Genomic DNA, 19088 nt, shown 5'->3' on the forward strand with positions numbered 1-19088 from the left:
CAGCGGCGACCGCTGCCGCCGGGGATCATCGCGATATATCGACATGGTGCACTCCGTGCGGCAAAGCCACCCGCCCGATCCGTTGCAGCGACGGCGTATCGCCCTTGATCACCCTGAAGACCTCGAGCCCTGCCCCGGCCTCGGGGCCTGCACCTTCATGTCCCTGAAAAACGGTTGCGAGCAAGTGATCGCCCGTCAGGTCGAAGGTTCCGCCTTCGGGCAATACGCCCTCGAATGTGTAGTCGCCAACCTTGTGCAGCCTGCCCGCGCCCGGATCGAACGTCAGAAGCGATACGGCCGCCTCGCGGCCATGACGCGCAGATCCGGGCGGAAAGGACGTTCCGCGCATGTTGATCGTCGCGACCAGCCGGCCATCCGGGCTCACCGCCATTCCTTCGGCCGAGACGCCGGTGTCGACTGTCATCAACCGCTCGTGCCGGGCTTCGGGCGCCTCGGGATCCGCCAGCCGAACCACGCTCATGGTGGAGGACGCATTCGGGATGCGGCCTTCGAGGGTGGTCGCCGTGAAATCGCGCCCCCAGTTCGATGTCAGATAGTGGCGGCCATCCGGCGTGAAGCGGCCGACAAAGGGATCCCTGCCCACCTCCACGACGTTGCCCCAGGGCTGCAAGGCAGGCTCCTGGTCGCTATCGGCAAATTCGAAGAACGCGACACGGTTCTGCGTGTTGATATTGGCCGCCAGAAACCGCCCGGAAGGATGCCATTGGACATTGGTCGCCGTCACGCCGCCCCGCGGAGCGTCCGCCGATCCGGAAATGCCGAGTTCGGCCAGATCGAAGCGGGCGACTTCGCCGAAGCGGCCACGGGCAAATTCGACGATCTGAAGCAGGGCCGCATCGGCGGTATTGGAGACGACCGCCACGCGCCGTCCGTCCGGGCTGACGGCCAATGCCTCCGGATTGCTGCCGATCTCCACCGTATCGGCGAGCCTCGGCATCGATGGATCGGAGAGATCGACGGCAAACAGCCGCCTGCCGGGCGGCAGATCCCTGACCGTTCGGCCGCCATCCGGCCGCTCGCCCAATCGCTCGGTCACGAAGGCCGTGCGCCCGTCCGGCGTCAGTTCCAGGATTTCGGGCGCCGCCGTCACCGAGTTCGAGATGGGGAGCGAACCTCTCGTCACGCGGCCATCGGTGATCGAAAGGATGGTGAGCAGGTCCCTGCGCCCGGCCTCCTTCGGAGCCAGTACGGAATCGGCATAGGTGCGCGCCAGATAGTCCCCGTCGGAGATGACGGCGACCCGACCGGCCGAGATCGCGCCCAGGATATCCGCCGATTGTGCGGCAGCAGTACCGGGCGCCACGGTCGCCAACGATAGGGCTGTGCCCGCGAGAAAAACCAAAGCCTTCATGATCCATTTTCCTTCCGAGAGGCGGCGACATTTGCCGCCTATTGCCTGAAGGGAGGATAGGATCCACTCTGATAGAGTTCCAATCGGAATTCCATTCTCTGTGATAGGCAAAACACATCAGGAATGTCGATGGATATACGCTCCATGGCCTGCTTCGTGGCGGTCGCCGAAGAATTGCATTTCCGCCGGGCGGCCGAGAGGATGCACCTCACCCAGCCCTCGCTCAGCCAGCGCATTCGTGCCCTCGAGCTGGAGATCGGCACGGACCTCTTTGCGCGCGATCGCCGGAGCGTCGCGCTGACGCCGGCCGGCCAGGCGTTCCTCGAACCCGCCCGGCGGGCGATCGAAAATGCCGACGTCGCCCGGCAGCAGGCGTTACGAGCCTTTCGTGGCGAAGTCGGCCGGCTGCGGCTGGGTTTCACGGTCATTGCCTTCTACGGCATCCTGCCGGAAGCGGTGCAGGCATTCCGGAAACGCTATCCACAGGTCGAGATAGAGCTTGTCGAGCTCAATTCCCCGTCGCTGGAAACCGCACTGATGACGGGGACGATCGATCTGGCGGTCCTGCATCCGCCGCTCGCCAATCCTGAACTCGCGATCCATGATCTGCCGGCCGAGCCTCTGGTGCTCGCATTGCCGGAAAGCCACCCCCTTGCGATGCGAACCGAGATCCGGATATCCGACCTGGCCAACGAACCTTTCCTCCTCGCACCCCGCTCCATCGGACCGAGCATCTACGACAGGGTCATCGCTCTCTTCCGGGATCAGGGCCTCAGCCCGCGCATCGTGCAGGAGGTTACGCCCATGACCACACTTGCAGGCCTGGTGGCGGCAGGGGTCGGAATGGGGTTCGTTACAGGCGGCCTGTCCCGCCTGCCGCGTCCCGGCGTCGTTTTCCGGCCAGTCACGCCGACGCCGCCATCCTTGCCGATGGCGGCGTCCTGGTTGAAACCGCAGCTTTCCGCAATCGGGCAGCGCTTCCTCGAAACGGTCTCGGCGCTTGCCTGACTGTCCGGAGCCTCAGGCCGCGTCGCTGCGGCGGAAGCCTCCCCGGCGTTCGTTGGCGCCGGCTTGGAAATTGAGGTTCGGATCGCGCGTCTTGAAGCGTTCGATCTTTTCCGACAACATTTCCACGCGCCGGCGCAGGCCATGGATCTCGGCATTGTTTTCCTCGACCATCGCCGCATTGCGCTGGGTGATCAGCTCGACTTCCTGCACGGCCTTGGTGACTTCGTTGATGCCCGTCGACTGCTCGCCGGTGGCCGCCGAAATCTGGGACACCAGTTTGCGGACATCGGTGATGTGCGTGATGATCTCGGTGAGGGCCGTACCTGTCTCCTCGACGAGATGCACGCCGTTGCTGACCTGTGTCGAGCTCGCCGAGATGAGGCCCTTGATTTCGCGGGCAGCACCGGCGCAACGCTGCGCCAGTTCGCGGACTTCCTGGGCAACGACCGCAAAGCCGCGGCCTGCCTCCCCGGCACGAGCTGCCTCGACGCCGGCATTCAGTGCCAGCAGGTTGGTCTGGAAGGCGATCTCGTCGATAACGCCGATAATGGTCGCGATCTTTTCGGAAGAACGGCTGATCTCGCCCATGGCGTCAACGGCGCGGGACACGACTTCGCCGGAGCGGACCGCGAAATCTTCCGTCTCGTTGACCGAGACGGATGTCTGCTTGGCGCTTTCGGCCGTCGAGCGGACGATCTCACTCAGATGGCGCAGTGCGCGCGAGCTCTGTTCGAGTGCTGCCGCCTGCTGTTCCGTGCGGCGGGCAAGATCGTCGGCCGAGGCGGCGAGATTGCCGGTGCCGCCGTCGATTTCTTCCGCGGTCGAGCGCACGTCGGCGAGCGTGGCACGGAGCGCCTCGACAGCCTGGTTATAGGTGCGCGCCATCTCGATGAAGTCTTCCGGCAGGTTTTCGTCCATGCTGCGCTCGAGGTCGCCCTCGGCAAGTTTGCCGAGCATGTCGTTGAGCGCGGTCAGCGCCTGGCGCTGTTCGCCGGCAATGCGGGCACGCTCGGAGGCGCGGCGCTCGGACTCGGCCGTCGAGAGCTCTCGGGCTGCGGCGGCGTCCTGTTCGAGACGGACATTTTCGACCGCGGCATCGCGGAAGACGGTGACCGAGCGAACCATGTCGCCGATCTCGTCGCCACGTTCGCGGCCTTCGATCTTGACCTCGAGATCGCCGTCGGCGAGCCGCTTCATCACTTCGGTGACGCGACGCAGCGGGCCGCGCAGCGTTTCCACCAGCATCAGGCCGCCGGCAATGGCAAGCAACGTACCGACCACCATGGCCACGAGCGACAGCTGGGCGGAACGCTCGCTGTCTTCCTTGCCGACCTCCTGGGCCTGGGCCACGAAATTCTTGAGGCCGGCCATGCCGCCCGTCAGAGTTTCGCCGGCGGCGGCGCGGGCTTTTTTCCATTCTGCGGCGATGGACAGAAGCTTGGCGGTATCCTCCTCGATCGACTTCAGGCGGGGCTGAAGCGTGGTCGAGAAGTCGCGCATGGCCGGGTTTCTGGCGAGTTCGGAAACTTCCGCGCTGGCAGCCTTCAGCTTTGCCATGACGTCGAGGACGACCTTGCGCGCGTCCTCCGTCTGGTTGGTGCGCAGCCGCTCGACGTAGAGCTGCATGGCGTCGATGAGGCGCAGCGATTCAGCGCTGCGATCGAGGAGCGTGCGCAGGCTCGCGACTTCGCCCTCGATGCTGGCGAAACGGCTGGCCGCGTTGCCGGCCTTGCTGGTGACCTCCGCTTCCATCTTGGCCTGGAACGTCTCCATGCCGGAAACGGTGTCACGCACGGCCTTTGCCTTTTCCGGAACGTCCTGACTACCCTTGATGGTGGCAGCAAGAGCAGCGATCGCATCGTTGATCGGCTTCAGCTGCTTGATACCGTTCGGGGTGAGGAAGGCCTGAACTTCCTGGAAGGTCTTGTCCAGAATGCCGAGATACATGTCGGCGGTGCTGATCGCGCCGTCGTCGGTACCGGTCTCCTTGACGGAATTGCGAAGCTCGCCGATCTGTTCGGCGATCGCCTTGTAGGCATAAGCTTCCAGCACCATGCCCTTTGCGAATTTTTCCTTGCCTTCGAACTGCTTGCGGACGTTGGCAACCTGATCGGAAACCCCCGTCGCGACGGTGCGGACATTGTCGATGCTGTCGTCGAGCGCTGCGGCGTTTTCGTCGCGCCTCTGCTTTATCTTCCAGAGCATGTCCGTATCGGCGCGCATCCTGGGCGCAAGCCCGGTCACCACGGCGATGCGCTCTCGGTCGCCGGCTGTCACGAGCAGCCCGCCGAGCACACGGACGCCGCTCTCCTGCTTGTCGATGGCCGCCTTGAGTGCTGTAAGCGATGCATTGTCGGGCTTGCTGTTGAATTCCTGGAGAACCGCCTGGAGATTTTCGAAATCGCCGATGTTCTCGATCGTCGCACGCGTCACCGTCATATGGCCGTTCAGCATGCTCGCGGTATAATAACCGGCCAGGCCGACGCCGGCGATCAAAAGCACCAGCGGGATGACGAACAGGAGGACCTTGGTGACGATCCTGCGGCTCTGAAGAAGACGATCGATGAAAGACATTTTTCCCCCAACTGCAAACCAGAAGCGGCTTCGCGTCAGCGCATTCGCGAAACGGCAACGGCACGATTCCAGCTTCATGCGGGAATGAATGGCCTTCACAATCGTCAAATTGAGTTGAACAACGGTTAATTCGGGACCCTTACAATTCATATTGTTACACAGTGTCGGATATCCGATCTTGCTGCCGCCATCCAAAAGAGTACCGCCCGGGAGGCAATCGGGCTGGCGACGCGTAAGCCGTTGCTTTAAGAGACCCGGTACCGGAGGAATCTCGCAGATGGCATGGTCTGAAAATTCGCGGGGCGCACTGTTCATGTCGCTCGCCATGGCGGCTTTCACCTGCAACGATGCGCTGGTAAAGTCGGTCACCCCGGAACTCAGCATCCCCCAGATCATGGCAGTACGCGGTGTCATGGCGACACTGCTGATCTACTGCGTAGCGCGCTACATGGGCGTCACCCTGTCGGCCAGGGCGGTCATGCATCCGCTGGTGCTGCTGCGCACGTTCTTCGAGCTCGGAGCCACCCTGACCTTCCTCTCGGCATTGGCCCTTATCGAATTTGCCGCGATTTCATCGATCTTGCAGGCACTGCCGCTCGCCGTGACGTTGGGGGCGGCACTCTTTCTGGGCGAGCCGGTCGGCTGGCGGCGCTGGACGGCGATCGGCATCGGTTTCCTCGGCGTGCTCATCATCATTCGCCCAGGCCCGGAAGGTTTTACGCCGGCAGCCCTGCTCGCCGTCATCGCCTGTTGTTTTACGGCATGCCGCGATCTCACCACCAAACGCATCAAGGCCGACATTCCTTCGTTGACGGTGACGCTCTTCACCTCCCTCGCCAACACCGTTGTCGGGGCAATCCTGGTTGTGCCGATGGGCGGCTGGCAGCCGGTCAGCGCTTATGCGCTGGGACACTTGGCATTTGCGTCCGTGCTGGTTTTCGCTGGCTACCAGGCGATCATCCAATCGATGCGGACGGGCGAGATCTCCTTCATCGCGCCCTTCCGCTATACCGGTCTGCTCTGGGCCTTGATCATTGGCATTTTCGTCTTCGGCGAACATCCGAACACCTATATGCTCGTGGGCGCGGCAGTCGTTATCGGTTCCGGCCTTTACACCTTCTATCGCGAGCGTAAGCGGCAGGGCATCACCACCGACAAGGCCGCTGCCGCCCCGCCGGCCTGAGGAAGAGCCGGAATGGAAGAACCGAAAGGCGGGCGTAAAAGGACAAGACGACGTGCAGCAAAGCCGATTTCTGGATAGACGAACCCCGCCCCATATCCTGACGCTCGTCGTCTGCGCCGGACTTGCCGCCCTGTCGCTGAATGTCTTCCTGCCGTCCCTTTCCGCCATGGCGATCCATTTCGGCACCGACTATGCCGTCATGCAGCTGGCCGTCTCCGGTTATATCGCCGGCACCGCCGTGCTGCAGCTGGTGCTCGGTCCGCTTTCCGACCTCTTCGGCCGCCGCCGGGTGATGATCGGCAGCATCCTGATCATGCTGCTCGGCACCGTGATCTGCCTGATGGCCGCAAACGTCACCGTCTTCATGATCGGAAGGCTGCTGCAGACGGCGGTCGTTGCCGGCTTCGTCCTGCCGCGTGCGATCATCCGCGACACGGTGCCGATGGAGAGCGCCGCCTCGATGATCGCCTATGTGACCATGGGCATGTCGCTGGTGCCGATGATCAGCCCGACGATCGGCGGCGCGCTCAACGACATGTTCGGCTGGGAGGCGAATTTCGCGCTGATGCTCGGCCTTGGCCTTCTGACCCTGACGCTCGTCTTCACCGATCTGGGCGAAACGAACCACGCACCGGCCGCCAGCTTCACCGCCCAGTTCCGCAGCTGGCCGGACCTTTTTCGCTCGCGCCGCTTCTGGGGCTATACATTCACATCGACATTCTCGTCGGGCGTGTTCTTCTCGTTCCTCGGCGGCGCGCCCTTCGTCGGCACGGCGATCTATCATCTGTCGCCGACCATGCTCGGCGCGCAATTCTTCCTGATCGCGGCCGGCTACATGATCGGCAACTTCATTTCGGGCCGCTATACCCGCCAGTTCGGCACGATGACGATGATGATCTCCGGCAGCCTGGTCAGCCTTGTGGGCGTTCTCATCACCGCCGGATTCCTCGTCGCGGAAGCGCCCTGGCCGCTCGCCTTCTTCGCGCCTCTGGCACTGACCGGCGTCGGCAACGGCCTCACCCTTCCGAGCTCCAATGCCGGCATCGTCAGCGTGCGACCGCACCTCGCGGGCTCCGCTTCCGGCCTCGGCGGCGCGATCACCGTCGGTGGCGGTGCCGCGCTGTCGACACTTGCCGCGGCGTTACTTAAGGAAGAGAGCGGCGCCATGCCGCTTCTCGTGGTCATGGGCGTCACGACCGTGCTTGCGCTCGCCGCCACCGTCTATGTCCGGCAGATCGACCGCCGCGAAGGCGCGATCCCGACCAGGGACGACGGCTGATGACAGCACCTGCCGCCCCTCCCATCCTGCCTCCCTGCCTGGTCCTTGCCGGCGGCAAATCGAGTCGCATGGGCACCGACAAGGCTTTTCTCACCATCGGCGGCGACACGATCCTCGGCCATGTGGTGCGGCGGCTGTTACCCCAGGTCTCGGAGATTGCCCTGAACGCGCCTTCGGGTTTCCCCAATCCGCTCGGTTTGCGCCTCCTGCCGGACCAAATTCCCGGCCAGATCGGCCCGCTTGCCGGCGTGCTCGCCGGCCTGCGCGACATCCGGACCTGCGGCCTTCAGGCAACCCATCTTCTCACGGTCCCCTCCGACAGCCCCTTTGTACCCGCCGATCTGGCGCGCCGGCTCGAATCTGAGGCGGGCGGTCCGAACGCGATCGTCATCCCCGCCTCCGACGGCCGAGATCATCCGGTCTTCGGGCTCTGGCCGGTTTCCATCTCCGACGATCTGGAAACCTGGCTCTCCGACCCCGGCAACCGGCGGATCAAGGCGTTCCTGCAGCGTCACCCCACGGTGCCCGTCGAGTTCCCGATGGTCGAGACGCCACAGGGATTGCTCGATCCCTTCTTCAACATCAACACGCCCGAGGATCTTCAAGAGGCGCGTCGTTTCGCCGAGGAGCTTTCATGACCCCTCCCCGCATCTTTGGCATTTCCGGCTGGAAGAACTCCGGCAAGACAGGGCTGGCGGTGCGGCTGGTGGCGGAGTTCACACGCCGCGGCTACGCGATCTCGACGATCAAACACGCCCACCACGATTTCGACATAGACAAGGTGGGGGCGGACTCCTTCCGCCACCGCCAGGCCGGAGCCCACGAAGTGGCGATCGTTTCCGGCACCCGCTTTGCGATCATGCACGAACTGCGCGGCGCGCCGGAGCCGAGCTTCGAGGCAATCCTCTCCCGCCTAGCCCCCTGCGATCTGGTGCTGATCGAGGGCTACAAACGCGAGCCCGTCCCGAAGATCGAAGCCCGCCGCCTCGAGGCGAACAACCGTGAACCGCTTGCGCCGAGCGATCCCCATATCGTCGCCATTGCCGCCGACCATCCGGTCCCGGATGCCGCCATCCCCGTCTTCGACCTCGACGATACGAACGCGATCGCCGATTTCATCGCACAGGTGACGGGGCTTGGCAGTTAGGCCTTGCCCTGGGCTCTACAAGGAAGCGTTCAATGTTTCAAACGCGGAGCAGCCGAGGTCGCCGCCGGAACACGCTCCGAGTCAGTCAGCCCCACGCCGAAGTGCGCCGCCACATCATCGAGCACATGCCGCAGATTCCCGATTGCACCGTCGAGCTTGTCCTGGTCAGGCCGGTCAGGAAGGCGCCCGGCATCCTTGGGGTAACGGTACGTTGTCGCATAGGCGGTCAAAAAAAGTAAGTTCGACGAAGCGTTGCTTGAACGTGTTCGCGTCTGGAAGCAGATCCCGCAAGACGTCGAGGCGGTGAGAATCCTTCCGTTCCGCACGGATACCTTCCGAGGTCAAAAGGGCGATCAGGATTTTCTCGGCAGCCTGCTGAGCATGGTAAGCATCATTTCGGTTACGGATTTTGGCGAGTGCCTCCGCGGCCTCGAGATCGTCGTGAGCCAGCCGAAGAGAGTTTGCGATGTGAAGCTCAGCGGACATCGAGGACGATACCGTCCTGCACGATATGACTCGCTGCAGAGTTAGCCACTTCCAGATCCGAGCGAAACTCGGATAGCCGCGCGCACGAAACGTCGGCATATACTCCGGAACCTTCTTGAATTTTCCACCCGAACATCGGGGAGAACAGACGATCTGGTGAGTCATCTGGAACGATGACCTTCAAGTCCCAATCACTGGTGCTCGTGGCTTCTCCCCGCGCACGGCTTCCATAGAGGATGACATCTATTGGCCTATATGCCTCTTCGATGCGCTTCAGCAACTTCGCCAGCTCAGGAAACTCGCCGGCCGGCAAGATCCTGCCATCCAAATGCTCGGCAACAACGCTCACATGGCTGCTCCATACCACTTTCCTGAATACCCAATATAGCCGCCCGGCCGCTATTTTCCAACGGCCGCAGCATATGACGCCATCACCTACGCAAAAAACCGCCGGATCGCTCCGGCGGCTTTGGCTTGAGGTACCCGAACCTTACTGGTTCGAAGCGACCGGTTTGACCAGCGGCGTGATGCGGCGCACGGTCACGCGGCGGTTTTCCTGTTCCGGACCGTCGGTGCGGACCTTGAGGTAACGTTCGCCGTAACCCTGGGTCGCCAGGTTTTCCGGCGGGATGCCGAATGCGTCCGTCAGCACCCGCGCAACGCTTTCGGCGCGCTCGTCGGAGAGGACGAGGTTGCTGTCGTCAGAGCCGACGGCATCCGTATGACCTTCGATCAGGAAGGTTTCGGAAGGATCCCGCTTCAGAACCTTGTTGATCGCATCGGCTACCTTGCGCAGCGAGCTCGCCTGGTTCATCGGGATTTCGGCACTGCCGGTGGCAAAGGTGATCGTATCCAGGTCGATACGCGGCACCTTGTCCCGGATGCGGGCGGAATAGCGGACTTCGTCCATCGAATAGACCCGCTCGACCCGCTCGACCGGCGGCTGCTCCAGGAACTCGTAATAATCCCGGTCCGGGTCGGTCGAGGTGTCGATGATGTAGTCGTCGAGCGGCACGCTCAGCCGCATCGGCGGCAGGTCGTCGCCCGGATCGCGCCAGACGTAGTCGCGGCCACGGCGGTTATCCATCAGCTCCGGCGAATAATAGAGAACGTATTCCTCGCCGCCCCTGACGATACGCGAGCGCTGGACGATCTCGCCATAGCTGTTGCGGACGGTAACGATCCGCGTACCGTCGTCGCGCACGATGATTTCGCGCACCCGGCCGTCGCGGAGCTGCTCGTATTGCGGCGCCCGATCGCGATCGTTGTAGAAGCGACGGCTGTCGTCATGGCGAACCACGGTCTGGTTGTCGATCGAGATGATCACGCGGCCGCCATCCCGGTCGCGGTCGCGAGCGCCGTTGCGGTCACGACCCGCCGTATCGCGGAACTCCCAGCCGCGGGGCCGTTCGAACTGCGGACGCTGGTCGAGGCGCTGGCCGCGCTCTTCGGACAGCTGACGAAACTCCTGCTGCTGCTCACGGGTGACACGCGTGCTGCCCTGAGCCTCTGCATCGGACTTCGGCGGTGCAAGCTGCTGCTGGTCGGCCTGCTGCGGAGCTTGACGGCGCGGACGCTCTCCATCCCGCAGCGGGCGTGCGGAAGGCGCCTCCTTGGCGCTGTCGAGCACGGCGGCACCGTTCTGAACGGGCAACACGACCTGCTCTCCGCTCTTGGCCGCAGCGGGATCCTTCGCGAGCTCCTTGGCGCGTTCGACCTGCTGGGGCGTAGTCGCAGTCTGGGGCGCGGTCGGCTGGGTGCCCGGCTGGGCTCCGGTCGCCTGCTGGCCCTGCGGCTGGCCCGGCACCGGCTGACCCTGAGGCACCACTGGCTGTCCGTCGGTGGTCTGTCGGCGCGGCGTCTCGCCGGCAGGCGGCTGGCCCGGGGCGGCCTGGTCATTTACCGGCGGCTGCTGGTTGCGCCTGTCCTGCGCGGTTCCGGTGCCCGGAGCCTGTCCGGGAACTTGTCCAGGTGCCTGGCCGGTTGCGTTGCCGCGAGCCGGATTTTCAGGTGCTGCCCCCGGAGCCGTGGCGCGATCGGTAGCCGGCGGCTGTGTCGGCTTTGGTGTTTCGGCCTGCTTTTCAGCGGGAGCTGCCTTGGGCTGCTGGGCATTGCCGCTGGCCGGCTTTTCAGGTGTCGCTTCCGGCGTCGCGGCACGATTGGTGGCAGGCGGCTGGGGCTTCGGGGTTTCGGCCTGCTTCTCGGCCGGCGCAGCCTTCGGCTGCTGGGCGTCGCGGCGCAAGGGAGCCTCAGGTGCTGCTTCCGGGGTTGCGGCGCGATTGGTTGCGGGCCGTTCCGGCTTCGGCGTTTCGGCCTGCTTTTCAGCCGGAGCTGCCTTCGGCTGTTGGGCTTCCTTTGCGGCCGGCGGCTCGGTCTGGGGTGTCGCCTGCTCGCGCTGGCGGCGCGGCTGAGCGTCGTTTCCGCCCTGACCTTGACCCTGGCCGGTCTCCTGCTGCTGGCGGCGCGGACGTTCCTGAGCGGGCGCCTCGGCTGCCGGACGCTCGACCTGCGGAGCCTGGCGAGGTGCGGCTTCGCGCGGAGCAGCCTCACGTGGGGCAGCCTCACGCGGGGCGGCTTCCGGCTCAGCCTTGCGCTGGCGCTGCGGCTGTTCCTGCTGTTGGGCCTGGGGCGGTGCCTGCGGTCGTTCGGCCTGCGGGGCCTGCTTTTGCTCCTCCTGCGGCTTGCGGCGCGGACGCGGCTGCCCCTCGCCTTCCTGCGCTTCCGGAGGGATGATGATCTGCTGCTGGACTTCGATGACGCCCGGCATCCGGCCCGCCTCGATGGCGGGTCTCGTCTCCATCGCGGGTTTCAAGGGGACAGCACCGGCCGGCTGAAGCATCAGCGGCAGCGACACGAAAGGTGCTGCGACACTGGCGAACAGTCTGAATTTTTTCGACATGGACATTTCCTCTTCTAGGGTGTCATCCCTTTCATGCGTGTCCTTTATTGCCGTTTTTCGGCGGACTTGCGCGGCGGCTCAACTGAATTGCACCAAAATGGTTCCCTTGCAGCCTGTTGCGGCGGGCCTGAACCTCGCATGAATGTGTTGTTCATCGACTGAGGGCAACTAGACGTGCACGTAAAATGCCGTTGCAATTTTTCCCGAGCAGGTATCTAAAAATCCATTCGGAGCGCGCCTCTACGCGTGCCCCGTCTCCCTGCGGCCGAAAAAGACCAACACCGCAGGTTGCCAACAGAGAGGATCAACATGAACATTTCCACCCGATTCCTTGCTGCCGCCTCGATCGCCGCCCTGTCGCTTTTCGCCGGTTCGGCGATGGCGCAGGAGAAACTCGTGATCGGCACCGAAGGCGCCTACCCGCCCTTCAACAACCTGGAAGCCAACGGTCAGCTCACCGGTTTCGACGTCGATATCGCCAAGGCGCTCTGCGACGAGATGAAGGTCACCTGCACCTTCGTCACCAATGACTGGGACGGCATCATCCCGGCGCTGCAGTCGAAGAAATTCGATGCGATCATCGCTTCCATGTCGATCACCCCCGAGCGGAAGGAGCAGGTCACCTTCTCCAAGAAATATTACAACACGCCGCCGGCCATCGCCGTCCCGAAGGATTCGCCGATCAAGGAAGCGACCGCCGCCGGCCTCAAGGGCAAGACGATCGGCGCGCAGGGCTCCACCACCCATTCGAACTATGCCGAAAAGCATATGCCCGACTCGGAGCTGAAGCTGTATCCCACGGCTGACGAATACAAGCTCGACATCACCAATGGCCGTATCGACGCCGTCATCGACGATATCGTCGTGCTGTCGCAGTGGATCAAGTCGGACGCCGGCAAGTGCTGCAAGATCCTCAGCCCCCTGCCGATCGACGTCGAGATCAACGGCGAAGGTGCGGGCATTGCGGTCCGCAAGGGCGAAACGGCGCTGGCCGACAAGTTCTCGGCCGCGATCCTCGCGATCCGCGCCAACGGCAAATACAAGGCCATCAACGACAAGTATTTCGATTTCGACGCCTACGGCCAGTAATCGACCGGAGAACCCGGTTACCGCGCGGCGGGAGGCTTGCCCTTCCGCCGTTTTTCTTTTTAATGGCGTCAACACAAGACAAAAGCGGCACACAAAAAGGCCGCAGGGGAAAACGACCTTATGAGCGGATTCTTTTCCGCCCTCTTTTCGGCGCTTGATCCGCTTTGCGGGCCTGTCGGGCTTTTTTCACTCCTTGGTTCCAATAGCCTGGTGGCCTGCGGCGAAGCCGGATGGGGCGACGAGATTGCGTTCGGCGTCAAGGTGACCATCACGCTCGCGCTGGCCACCCTTCCCGTCGGCCTGATCATCGGCTTCCTGATCGCGCTGGCCGCCCAGTCGGAAGAAAAGCTGCTCCGGCTTGCCGCCGGCATCTACACGACGATCTTCCGCGGTCTGCCGGAACTGCTGACCCTGTTCATCGTCTATTACGGCCTGCAGATCCTCATCCAGGCGGTGCTCGCCTTCTTCGGGTACGAGGGGCGCGTCGAGATCAACGCCTTTTTCGCCGGCATGGCGGCGCTCGCCGTCGTCTTCTCCTCCTATTCCTCCGAGGTCCTGCTGTCGGCCTTCAGGGCGATCCCGCGTGGCCAGTACGAGGCAGGCGATGCACTCGGTCTCCATCGTTCGCGCACCATGCTTCTCGTCATCCTGCCGCAGCTCATCCGCATCGCGCTGCCCGGCCTTACCAACCTCTGGCTGATCCTGCTCAAAGACACCTCCTATGTCTCGGTCATCGGGCTTGCCGACATCCTGCGCCAGACCGGCATTGCGGCGCGCGTCAGCAAGGAAGCCTTCTTCTTCTACAGCATCGCATGCCTGCTCTATCTGATCCTTGCGATGATCTCGTCCGTCGGCCTCGGCTTCGTCGAGCGCTGGGCGAAACGCTCGGAGGGGCCGCGATGAGTTACGTCAGGGAACTGATCCCGCCCCGCGCGCCTCCGGCCCTGGCCGTCAGGTCGCTAGCGCCGGCGCGTGTTGCCGGCATCGCCGTCCTCTTGCTTTGGGTAGCCCTTGCGATCGCGCTCGCCTTCATGATGATCAACGGCTGGGATCAGGACAAATTCCAGCGCTACGGCCCGCGTTACCTCCACGGCCTCTGGACCACCATCTCGCTGGTCGGCCTCGCCGTCATCCTCGGCGCCATCCTCTCGACCCCGATCGCCTTTGCGCGGATGTCGAGAAGCAAGACGCTGAACGGCATCGCCTATGCCTATGTCTACGTGTTTCGAAGCACGCCGCTGCTCGCCCAGCTCTTCCTGATCTATTACGGGCTGGGCAGCTTCCGCCCGCAGCTCGAATCCGTCGGCCTCTGGTGGTTCTTTCGCGAAGCCTGGTATTGCGGCCTTTTCTCGCTGACGCTCAACACCGCGGCCTACCAGGCGGAAATCCTGCGCGGCGCGATCGAAAGCGTGCCGCGCGGCCAGCACGAAGGGGCGGCCGCACTCGGTCTCTCGAAACGCAATGCTTTCCGCAAGGTCATCCTGCCCCAGGCGCTGATCGTCGCGCTGCGCCCTTACGGCAACGAGATCGTGCTCTTGATCAAGGGATCCGCCGTCGTCGCGATCGTTACCGTCTATGACCTGATGGGCGAGACGCGCTATGCCTTCTCGCGCACGTTCGACTACCAGAGCTACCTATGGGCGGCGATCTTCTATCTCGCCATCGTCGAGGCGCTGCGGCACCTCTGGGCCTTCATCGAGGCCCGTCTGACGCGCCACCTGAAGCGTTAGCAGCACTCACGGAGAAGAGCTGCTAACATACTGTAAATTATCGCGAATATGCTCTTAAGGTGCAATTGTAAAGCTTCGGTTAACCGTGGCATGCTCCCCTATCGGGTGACGCAACGACGTCAACTCGAAACAACAACGGGAACTGCTGCATGTCTGAAATGGAAATGATGCTGAAAGGATACGGGCTGACGACCGCCCAGATCTTCTACCGCATGCCGGACCATCCCGCGCTGCTGCAAAGCTATGTCTGGCAGAACTACGACCTCGCCCCGGATTTTCCGGAGATGAACGGTTTTCTGAAATTCTGGCAGGAGAAACTCGACGGCCCGCTGCATTCCGTCCGCTATGTCCACCGCAAGCTGATTTCGGCCAGCGAATGGCGGGCGGTGAAGGGCGAGATCATCCTGCACTAGAGAATAGCGGCCTCGCCCTTCAGACGTGCACTTCGCCATGGGCGAGTTCGCCGTCGTCCGGCTCGCGATGCAGGGCCGAGAAAATCACGGCGGCATAAAGGGCCGCGACGAGCGCAATCACGCTCCATCCCGGCAGCGGACCGAGTGCTGCGTTGTTGACCGCCTCCGACCATGAGAAGACGACATCCGCCTGGGTATCGTTGGGCAGGAGTTTGGGTGTCGAGATCTTCAGAAGCCACGCCATCAGCAGGATGGCATACATCCACACGTAATTGCGCCTTACCCGGCGAAACAACGCTTCCCGGTAGCTGATCAGGAAACAGGGATTGCGCAGGCTCGTGGCGATCGCCTGTGCCCAGTCTGGCTTGAGGTCCGCCTGCGGATAAAGCGCCTGCGCGAAATAATGGCGTTCCAACCTGCGAACCCTTGCGCGGTAGACGTCGAAAAAGCGGTAGCGCCGTGCTTCGATCAGGAGAAGCAGCGAGATCAGCAGCATCGCAAACAGAACCACGCCGTGATGCGAGGTCGGCGTCGACAACGAGACCGACAGCAGCGCTGCCACCACCGTGATCGACCAGTTCGTGGTGCGATCGATCCGATCGCGCCAGCTGGTCATCCGGCCAAGCTCGCCGCGATAATAATGGATGATCATGTTGGCCTTCTCGGCAGAGGTAATCGGCAGCGACGGCGCGCGTCGTTCGACATTCTGCTCCAGCACGCTCTGAGCCTGATCGGCAGGCATGACGTTCTCCCGAAGGCGTTTCCCAGATCTATCTCTTCAACGAATGAGCACCCGCCCTGTTCCGGCTGATGGACAAATGCCGGCCATCGGCTTAAAGCCGCTTGCGAAACGAAGGACGCGAGCCATGAAGAAGATCGACGAGGAAGCCCTGGCAGAGGCCTATAACCGTGCGCTGGCGCTGGAGAAGGCGGGCGATATCGACGCGGCCGTCGAGGCCTACGAGCAGGTGCTCGAACTCGATCCCGAGGACCATGGCGGTGCCGCCGTGCGCATCGCCGCCATGGGCCGCGGCGAGACGCCCCCCAAGGCGCCGGACGCCTATGTCGAAACTTTGTTCGACCAGCACGCCGAAAGCTTCGAGGACATTCTCGTCGAGCAGCTGGGTTACGCCGTGCCTGTGATCGTGCGCCAGCGCCTACAGGAGCTGAAGCTCGGGCCGTTCAAGCGGATGCTCGATCTCGGCTGCGGCACGGGGCTTACCGGCGGCACGCTGCGCGACATGGTCGACGACATTACCGGCATCGACATTTCCGAAAACATGGTTGAAATCGCGCACGAAAAGGATCTCTACGAGACGCTTTACGTCGCGGAAGTCGAGGATTTCCTCGAAGACAATGACGACGAGCCCTTTGACTTGGTGACCGCCACCGACGTGCTGCCCTATCTCGGCGCCCTGGAGCCGCTGTTCTTCGGCGCGGCAGAAAACATGGCTCCCGGCGGCCTGTTCATCTTCTCCTCGGAGACCCTGCCTGACGAGAGCTTTGCCGGCCGGCCCTACATCGTCGGCCCGCACCAGCGTTTCGCCCATTCCGAAACCTATATCCGCGAACGCCTCGCCGCCACCGGCTTCGATCTCCTCGAAATCTCCGACATCAACGTGCGGATGCAGGACGGCAACCCGACCCCGGGCCACCTAGTGATTGCGCGGCTGATCGTGAAGTCTTGATAATCGCGGGCTGAATCTCGGCCCATGATGTTCTCGATTGCTGGCCGTCACCGCAAACGGAGCAACTGACAGGCTTCCGGCGCGCGGATATCCGCGCCGGCCTTGACTTGCTCTATTTCCGGGTCGACACCGTCGGCCCGGCAAGCCTTCTGCCCGCGACATCATAAGCTCAGCAACCCATCTTCTCATCGTCCCTCTTCATCGATAGTTTGCCTCCGCAACGGAGGGATTCGGATGACGCCGCAGCGCTATCTTCTTGCCCAGGCCTATAACAATGCCTGGGCCAACCACCGGCTGCTGAAAGCCTGCGGAGAGCTTTCGCGCGAAGAGCTGGATGCGACGCGGGTCAGCTTCTTCCCGTCGATCATCCATACCCTCAACCATATCCTGACCGTCGATTGGCTCTATATCAGCGCGCTCGAAGGCAATTGCCTCGGCCCCGCCGCCTTCGAGCCGGAAATCCCGTGTCCCCTGTTTGCCGATCTCGATCGCGAACAGCGCGCCGCCGACCGCCGCCTCATCGATCACTGTCGAAGCCTGGATGAGAAAACCGTCGCCGAGGAAATCCGCATTCCCCGGGAGACCTTCGTGCAGGTCGAAGCTGCCGATCGCCTGCTGATGCATCTCTTCCAGCACCAGATCCATCATCGCGGCCAGGTTCACGCTATGCTGTCGGGAACCACCGTTCAACCGCCGCAGCTCGACGAGTTCTTCTGCGCGGGCGAAGACCAATTGAGAAAACAAGATTTTGCCGAACTGGGCTTCACCGAAGCCATGATCTGGAGTTGACCATGCTGTATTTCGTCATCAAGGCCCTGCACATTCTGTCCGACTTCCTGCTGATCGGCGGCATGCTGATCAACGCCTTCGTCATCGGCATGGTGCCGCCGACCATCCGCACCGGCGTGATCTCGGCGCTCAGGAAATACGACCGCACCGTCACCACGGCCGCTCTCGGCGGCGCCTGGCTGTTCGGCCTGTGGCTCGCCTTCGGCTACGGCTTCTATACGTCCGGCTGGTTCGGCTTTAAGTTCCTGATCGTCCTCATACTGTCGGCGCTGCATGGCATGCAGGGCGCCTGGATGCGCCGCATGGAAGCCGATCCGCATCTCGACCCGCCAGCCTTCGTGCGCGCCGGCCTGCCGATCGTGCTCGGCTCGGTCGTCGTCATCGTCGCGCTCGCGGTCATCAAACCGTTCTGAGCTGCGGCGGCCGGTCTCTGGCAATTTTCAGCGTCCGGCCAACGGAACCACCGCTCGAAATCTGCGCTTTTCACCGAACTGCGCTTTTCCGGACGGCCGCTTTGCTCTAATCCTCTGCCCAACAAAATTGTGGAGGTTCAGCATGGCGAAAGTGGCATTCATCGGTCTCGGGGTGATGGGTTATCCCATGGCCGGGCATCTCAAGGTCAAGGGCGGCCATGACGTGACCGTCTACAACCGCACGGCTGCCAAGGCCGATGACTGGGCAGCCAAGTTCGGCGGCAAGGCAGCAGCCACGCCGGCCGAAGCGGCCACGGATGCCGATTTCGTGTTCGTCTGCGTCGGCAATGACGACGATCTCCGCTCGGTGACAATCACCGAGACCGGCGTTCTCGCCGGCATGAAACCGGGCGCCATCCTGATCGACAACACCACCGCCAGCGCCGAAGTCGCCCGCGAGCTCGACGCCGCGGCACGGAAAAAGGGCGTCGGCTTTATCGACGCACCGGTCTCCGGCGGCCAGGCGGGTGCCGAAAACGGCGTGCTCACCGTCATGTGCGGCGGCGACGAGGCGGTGTTTGAAAAGGCCAAGCCGGTGATCGACGCCTATGCCCGCATGGTCGGCCTCATGGGTCCGGCGGGCAGCGGCCAGCTCACCAAGATGATGAACCAGATCTGCATCGCCGGCCTCGTCCAGGGGTTGGCCGAATCGATCCATTTCGGCAAGCAGGCCGGCCTCGACATCGAAAAGGTCATCGAGGTGATTTCCAAGGGGGCGGCCGGCTCCTGGCAGATGGAGAACCGCTACAAGACCATGAATGCCGGCAAATACGATTTCGGCTTTGCGGTCGACTGGATGCGCAAGGATCTCGACATCGTACTGACCGAAGCCCGCCGCAATGGCGCCAAGCTGCCGGTCACGGCCCTCGTCGACCAGTTCTACGGCGACGTTCAGGCGATGGGCGGCAAACGCTGGGATACGTCCTCGCTGCTCGCACGGCTCGAAAAGAAATAGGCC

19 protein-coding genes are annotated in these 19088 nt (G+C 63.1%); 13 read left to right on the plus strand and 6 right to left on the minus strand.

Going from position 1 to position 19088, the window contains the following annotated elements:
* Nucleotides 1-25: 25 nt before the first annotated feature.
* On the minus strand, nt 26-1372 hold the full coding sequence (locus ABCW43_RS01580) for a lactonase family protein (protein WP_345921823.1): 1347 nt from the start codon (nt 1370-1372) through the stop codon (nt 26-28).
* 129 nt (nt 1373-1501) lie between these two features.
* On the opposite strand from ABCW43_RS01580, the gene ABCW43_RS01585 reads away from it, so the two are divergent.
* Nucleotides 1502-2380 (plus strand): LysR family transcriptional regulator, encoded by an 879-nt coding sequence (locus ABCW43_RS01585; protein WP_345921824.1) that lies wholly within the window; start codon nt 1502-1504, stop codon nt 2378-2380.
* Nucleotides 2381-2392: 12 nt separating this feature from the next.
* Here ABCW43_RS01585 and ABCW43_RS01590 read toward each other — a convergent pair whose 3' ends face one another.
* Nucleotides 2393-4954: a methyl-accepting chemotaxis protein gene (locus ABCW43_RS01590; protein WP_345921825.1), complete on the minus strand. Its 2562-nt coding sequence runs from the start codon at nt 4952-4954 to the stop codon at nt 2393-2395.
* A gap of 277 nt (nt 4955-5231) precedes the next feature.
* On the opposite strand from ABCW43_RS01590, the gene ABCW43_RS01595 reads away from it, so the two are divergent.
* From ABCW43_RS01595 to mobB, 4 genes are read left to right on the plus strand one after another with little or no spacing between them, the layout of a single operon-like run.
* Complete coding sequence (locus ABCW43_RS01595) at nt 5232-6137, plus strand: DMT family transporter (RefSeq protein ID WP_345921826.1); 906 nt, start codon at nt 5232-5234, stop codon at nt 6135-6137.
* Nucleotides 6138-6189: 52 nt separating this feature from the next.
* A complete protein-coding gene (locus tag ABCW43_RS01600; protein ID WP_345921827.1) occupies nt 6190-7416 on the plus strand; it encodes a multidrug effflux MFS transporter in 1227 nt (408 codons plus the stop codon).
* Nucleotides 7416-8054: a molybdenum cofactor guanylyltransferase MobA gene (gene mobA, locus ABCW43_RS01605; protein ID WP_345921828.1), complete on the plus strand. Its 639-nt coding sequence runs from the start codon at nt 7416-7418 to the stop codon at nt 8052-8054. Before ABCW43_RS01600 ends, mobA begins: the two co-directional genes overlap by 1 nt.
* The gene (mobB, locus tag ABCW43_RS01610; protein WP_345921829.1) at nt 8051-8563 is read left to right on the plus strand and encodes a molybdopterin-guanine dinucleotide biosynthesis protein B; all 513 of its coding nucleotides are present in this window, start codon (nt 8051-8053) and stop codon (nt 8561-8563) included. Before mobA ends, mobB begins: the two co-directional genes overlap by 4 nt.
* Nucleotides 8564-8737: 174 nt before the next feature.
* Here the strand turns inward: mobB and ABCW43_RS01615 are convergent, their stop codons facing one another.
* The 3 genes from ABCW43_RS01615 to ABCW43_RS01625 all read right to left on the minus strand — a co-directional run bounded on the left by ABCW43_RS01615 (nt 8738) and on the right by ABCW43_RS01625 (nt 11948).
* The gene (locus ABCW43_RS01615; protein ID WP_345921830.1) at nt 8738-9049 is read right to left on the minus strand and encodes a HEPN domain-containing protein; all 312 of its coding nucleotides are present in this window, start codon (nt 9047-9049) and stop codon (nt 8738-8740) included.
* Nucleotides 9039-9398, minus strand: a complete 360-nt coding sequence (locus ABCW43_RS01620) for a nucleotidyltransferase domain-containing protein (protein ID WP_345921831.1) — start codon at nt 9396-9398, stop codon at nt 9039-9041. Before ABCW43_RS01620 ends, ABCW43_RS01615 begins: the two co-directional genes overlap by 11 nt.
* Before the next feature lie 141 nt (nt 9399-9539).
* Nucleotides 9540-11948 carry an OmpA family protein gene (locus tag ABCW43_RS01625; RefSeq protein WP_345921832.1) on the minus strand — a complete coding sequence of 803 codons (2409 nt, stop codon included), beginning with the start codon at nt 11946-11948 and terminating at the stop codon, nt 9540-9542.
* Nucleotides 11949-12257: 309 nt separating this feature from the next.
* Between ABCW43_RS01625 and ABCW43_RS01630 the strand changes: the two genes are divergently transcribed.
* The 4 genes from ABCW43_RS01630 (at nt 12258) to ABCW43_RS01645 (ending at nt 15180) form a co-directional block, all read left to right on the plus strand.
* Nucleotides 12258-13037, plus strand: coding sequence for an ABC transporter substrate-binding protein (locus tag ABCW43_RS01630; protein WP_345921833.1), 780 nt, complete (start codon nt 12258-12260; stop codon nt 13035-13037).
* Between the two features lie 120 nt (nt 13038-13157).
* The gene (locus tag ABCW43_RS01635) at nt 13158-13940 is read left to right on the plus strand and encodes an ABC transporter permease (RefSeq protein WP_345921834.1); all 783 of its coding nucleotides are present in this window, start codon (nt 13158-13160) and stop codon (nt 13938-13940) included.
* Nucleotides 13937-14767, plus strand: a complete 831-nt coding sequence (locus ABCW43_RS01640) for an ABC transporter permease (protein ID WP_345921835.1) — start codon at nt 13937-13939, stop codon at nt 14765-14767. The genes ABCW43_RS01635 and ABCW43_RS01640 overlap by 4 nt, the downstream gene beginning before the upstream one ends.
* Nucleotides 14768-14916: 149 nt before the next feature.
* Nucleotides 14917-15180 carry an usg protein gene (locus tag ABCW43_RS01645; RefSeq protein WP_345921836.1) on the plus strand — a complete coding sequence of 88 codons (264 nt, stop codon included), beginning with the start codon at nt 14917-14919 and terminating at the stop codon, nt 15178-15180.
* 19 nt (nt 15181-15199) lie between these two features.
* On the opposite strand, the gene ABCW43_RS01650 is transcribed toward ABCW43_RS01645, so the two are convergent.
* A complete protein-coding gene (locus ABCW43_RS01650; protein ID WP_345921837.1) occupies nt 15200-15922 on the minus strand; it encodes a DUF2270 domain-containing protein in 723 nt (240 codons plus the stop codon).
* A 124-nt stretch (nt 15923-16046) separates the two neighbouring features.
* Between ABCW43_RS01650 and ABCW43_RS01655 the strand changes: the two genes are divergently transcribed.
* The 4 genes from ABCW43_RS01655 to ABCW43_RS01670 all read left to right on the plus strand — a co-directional run bounded on the left by ABCW43_RS01655 (nt 16047) and on the right by ABCW43_RS01670 (nt 19085).
* Entirely contained in the window at nt 16047-16868 is an 822-nt protein-coding gene (locus tag ABCW43_RS01655; RefSeq protein WP_345921838.1) for a class I SAM-dependent methyltransferase, read from the plus strand.
* Nucleotides 16869-17102: 234 nt separating this feature from the next.
* Nucleotides 17103-17657, plus strand: a complete 555-nt coding sequence (locus ABCW43_RS01660) for a DinB family protein (protein WP_345921839.1) — start codon at nt 17103-17105, stop codon at nt 17655-17657.
* Nucleotides 17658-17659: 2 nt separating this feature from the next.
* Nucleotides 17660-18070 (plus strand): CopD family protein, encoded by a 411-nt coding sequence (locus tag ABCW43_RS01665; protein ID WP_345921840.1) that lies wholly within the window; start codon nt 17660-17662, stop codon nt 18068-18070.
* A 142-nt stretch (nt 18071-18212) separates the two neighbouring features.
* Nucleotides 18213-19085 (plus strand): NAD(P)-dependent oxidoreductase, encoded by an 873-nt coding sequence (locus ABCW43_RS01670; protein WP_345921841.1) that lies wholly within the window; start codon nt 18213-18215, stop codon nt 19083-19085.
* The last annotated feature ends 3 nt before the right edge of the window (nt 19086-19088 follow it).

It is taken from the genome of Neorhizobium tunisiense, from assembly GCF_039631515.1.
In the GTDB taxonomy this organism is placed as follows: Bacteria; Pseudomonadota; Alphaproteobacteria; order Rhizobiales; family Rhizobiaceae; genus Neorhizobium.

What these genes read in the sequence shown, in the direction of transcription:
- mobA (WP_345921828.1), top strand. Translation starts at nt 7,416, where the DNA reads ATGACAGCACCTGCCGCCCCTCCCATCCTGCCTCCCTGCCTGGTCCTT.
- ABCW43_RS01665 (WP_345921840.1), top strand. Translation starts at nt 17,660, where the DNA reads ATGCTGTATTTCGTCATCAAGGCCCTGCACATTCTGTCCGACTTCCTG.
- ABCW43_RS01670 (WP_345921841.1), top strand. Translation starts at nt 18,213, where the DNA reads ATGGCGAAAGTGGCATTCATCGGTCTCGGGGTGATGGGTTATCCCATG.
- ABCW43_RS01640 (WP_345921835.1), top strand. Translation starts at nt 13,937, where the DNA reads ATGAGTTACGTCAGGGAACTGATCCCGCCCCGCGCGCCTCCGGCCCTG.
- ABCW43_RS01630 (WP_345921833.1), top strand. Translation starts at nt 12,258, where the DNA reads ATGAACATTTCCACCCGATTCCTTGCTGCCGCCTCGATCGCCGCCCTG.
- ABCW43_RS01635 (WP_345921834.1), top strand. Translation starts at nt 13,158, where the DNA reads ATGAGCGGATTCTTTTCCGCCCTCTTTTCGGCGCTTGATCCGCTTTGC.
- mobB (WP_345921829.1), top strand. Translation starts at nt 8,051, where the DNA reads ATGACCCCTCCCCGCATCTTTGGCATTTCCGGCTGGAAGAACTCCGGC.
- ABCW43_RS01615 (WP_345921830.1), bottom strand. Translation starts at nt 9,049, where the DNA reads ATGTCCGCTGAGCTTCACATCGCAAACTCTCTTCGGCTGGCTCACGAC.
- ABCW43_RS01590 (WP_345921825.1), bottom strand. Translation starts at nt 4,954, where the DNA reads ATGTCTTTCATCGATCGTCTTCTTCAGAGCCGCAGGATCGTCACCAAG.
- ABCW43_RS01585 (WP_345921824.1), top strand. Translation starts at nt 1,502, where the DNA reads ATGGATATACGCTCCATGGCCTGCTTCGTGGCGGTCGCCGAAGAATTG.
- ABCW43_RS01655 (WP_345921838.1), top strand. Translation starts at nt 16,047, where the DNA reads ATGAAGAAGATCGACGAGGAAGCCCTGGCAGAGGCCTATAACCGTGCG.
- ABCW43_RS01650 (WP_345921837.1), bottom strand. Translation starts at nt 15,922, where the DNA reads ATGCCTGCCGATCAGGCTCAGAGCGTGCTGGAGCAGAATGTCGAACGA.
- ABCW43_RS01625 (WP_345921832.1), bottom strand. Translation starts at nt 11,948, where the DNA reads ATGTCGAAAAAATTCAGACTGTTCGCCAGTGTCGCAGCACCTTTCGTG.
- ABCW43_RS01580 (WP_345921823.1), bottom strand. Translation starts at nt 1,372, where the DNA reads ATGAAGGCTTTGGTTTTTCTCGCGGGCACAGCCCTATCGTTGGCGACC.
- ABCW43_RS01645 (WP_345921836.1), top strand. Translation starts at nt 14,917, where the DNA reads ATGTCTGAAATGGAAATGATGCTGAAAGGATACGGGCTGACGACCGCC.
- ABCW43_RS01660 (WP_345921839.1), top strand. Translation starts at nt 17,103, where the DNA reads ATGACGCCGCAGCGCTATCTTCTTGCCCAGGCCTATAACAATGCCTGG.
- ABCW43_RS01595 (WP_345921826.1), top strand. Translation starts at nt 5,232, where the DNA reads ATGGCATGGTCTGAAAATTCGCGGGGCGCACTGTTCATGTCGCTCGCC.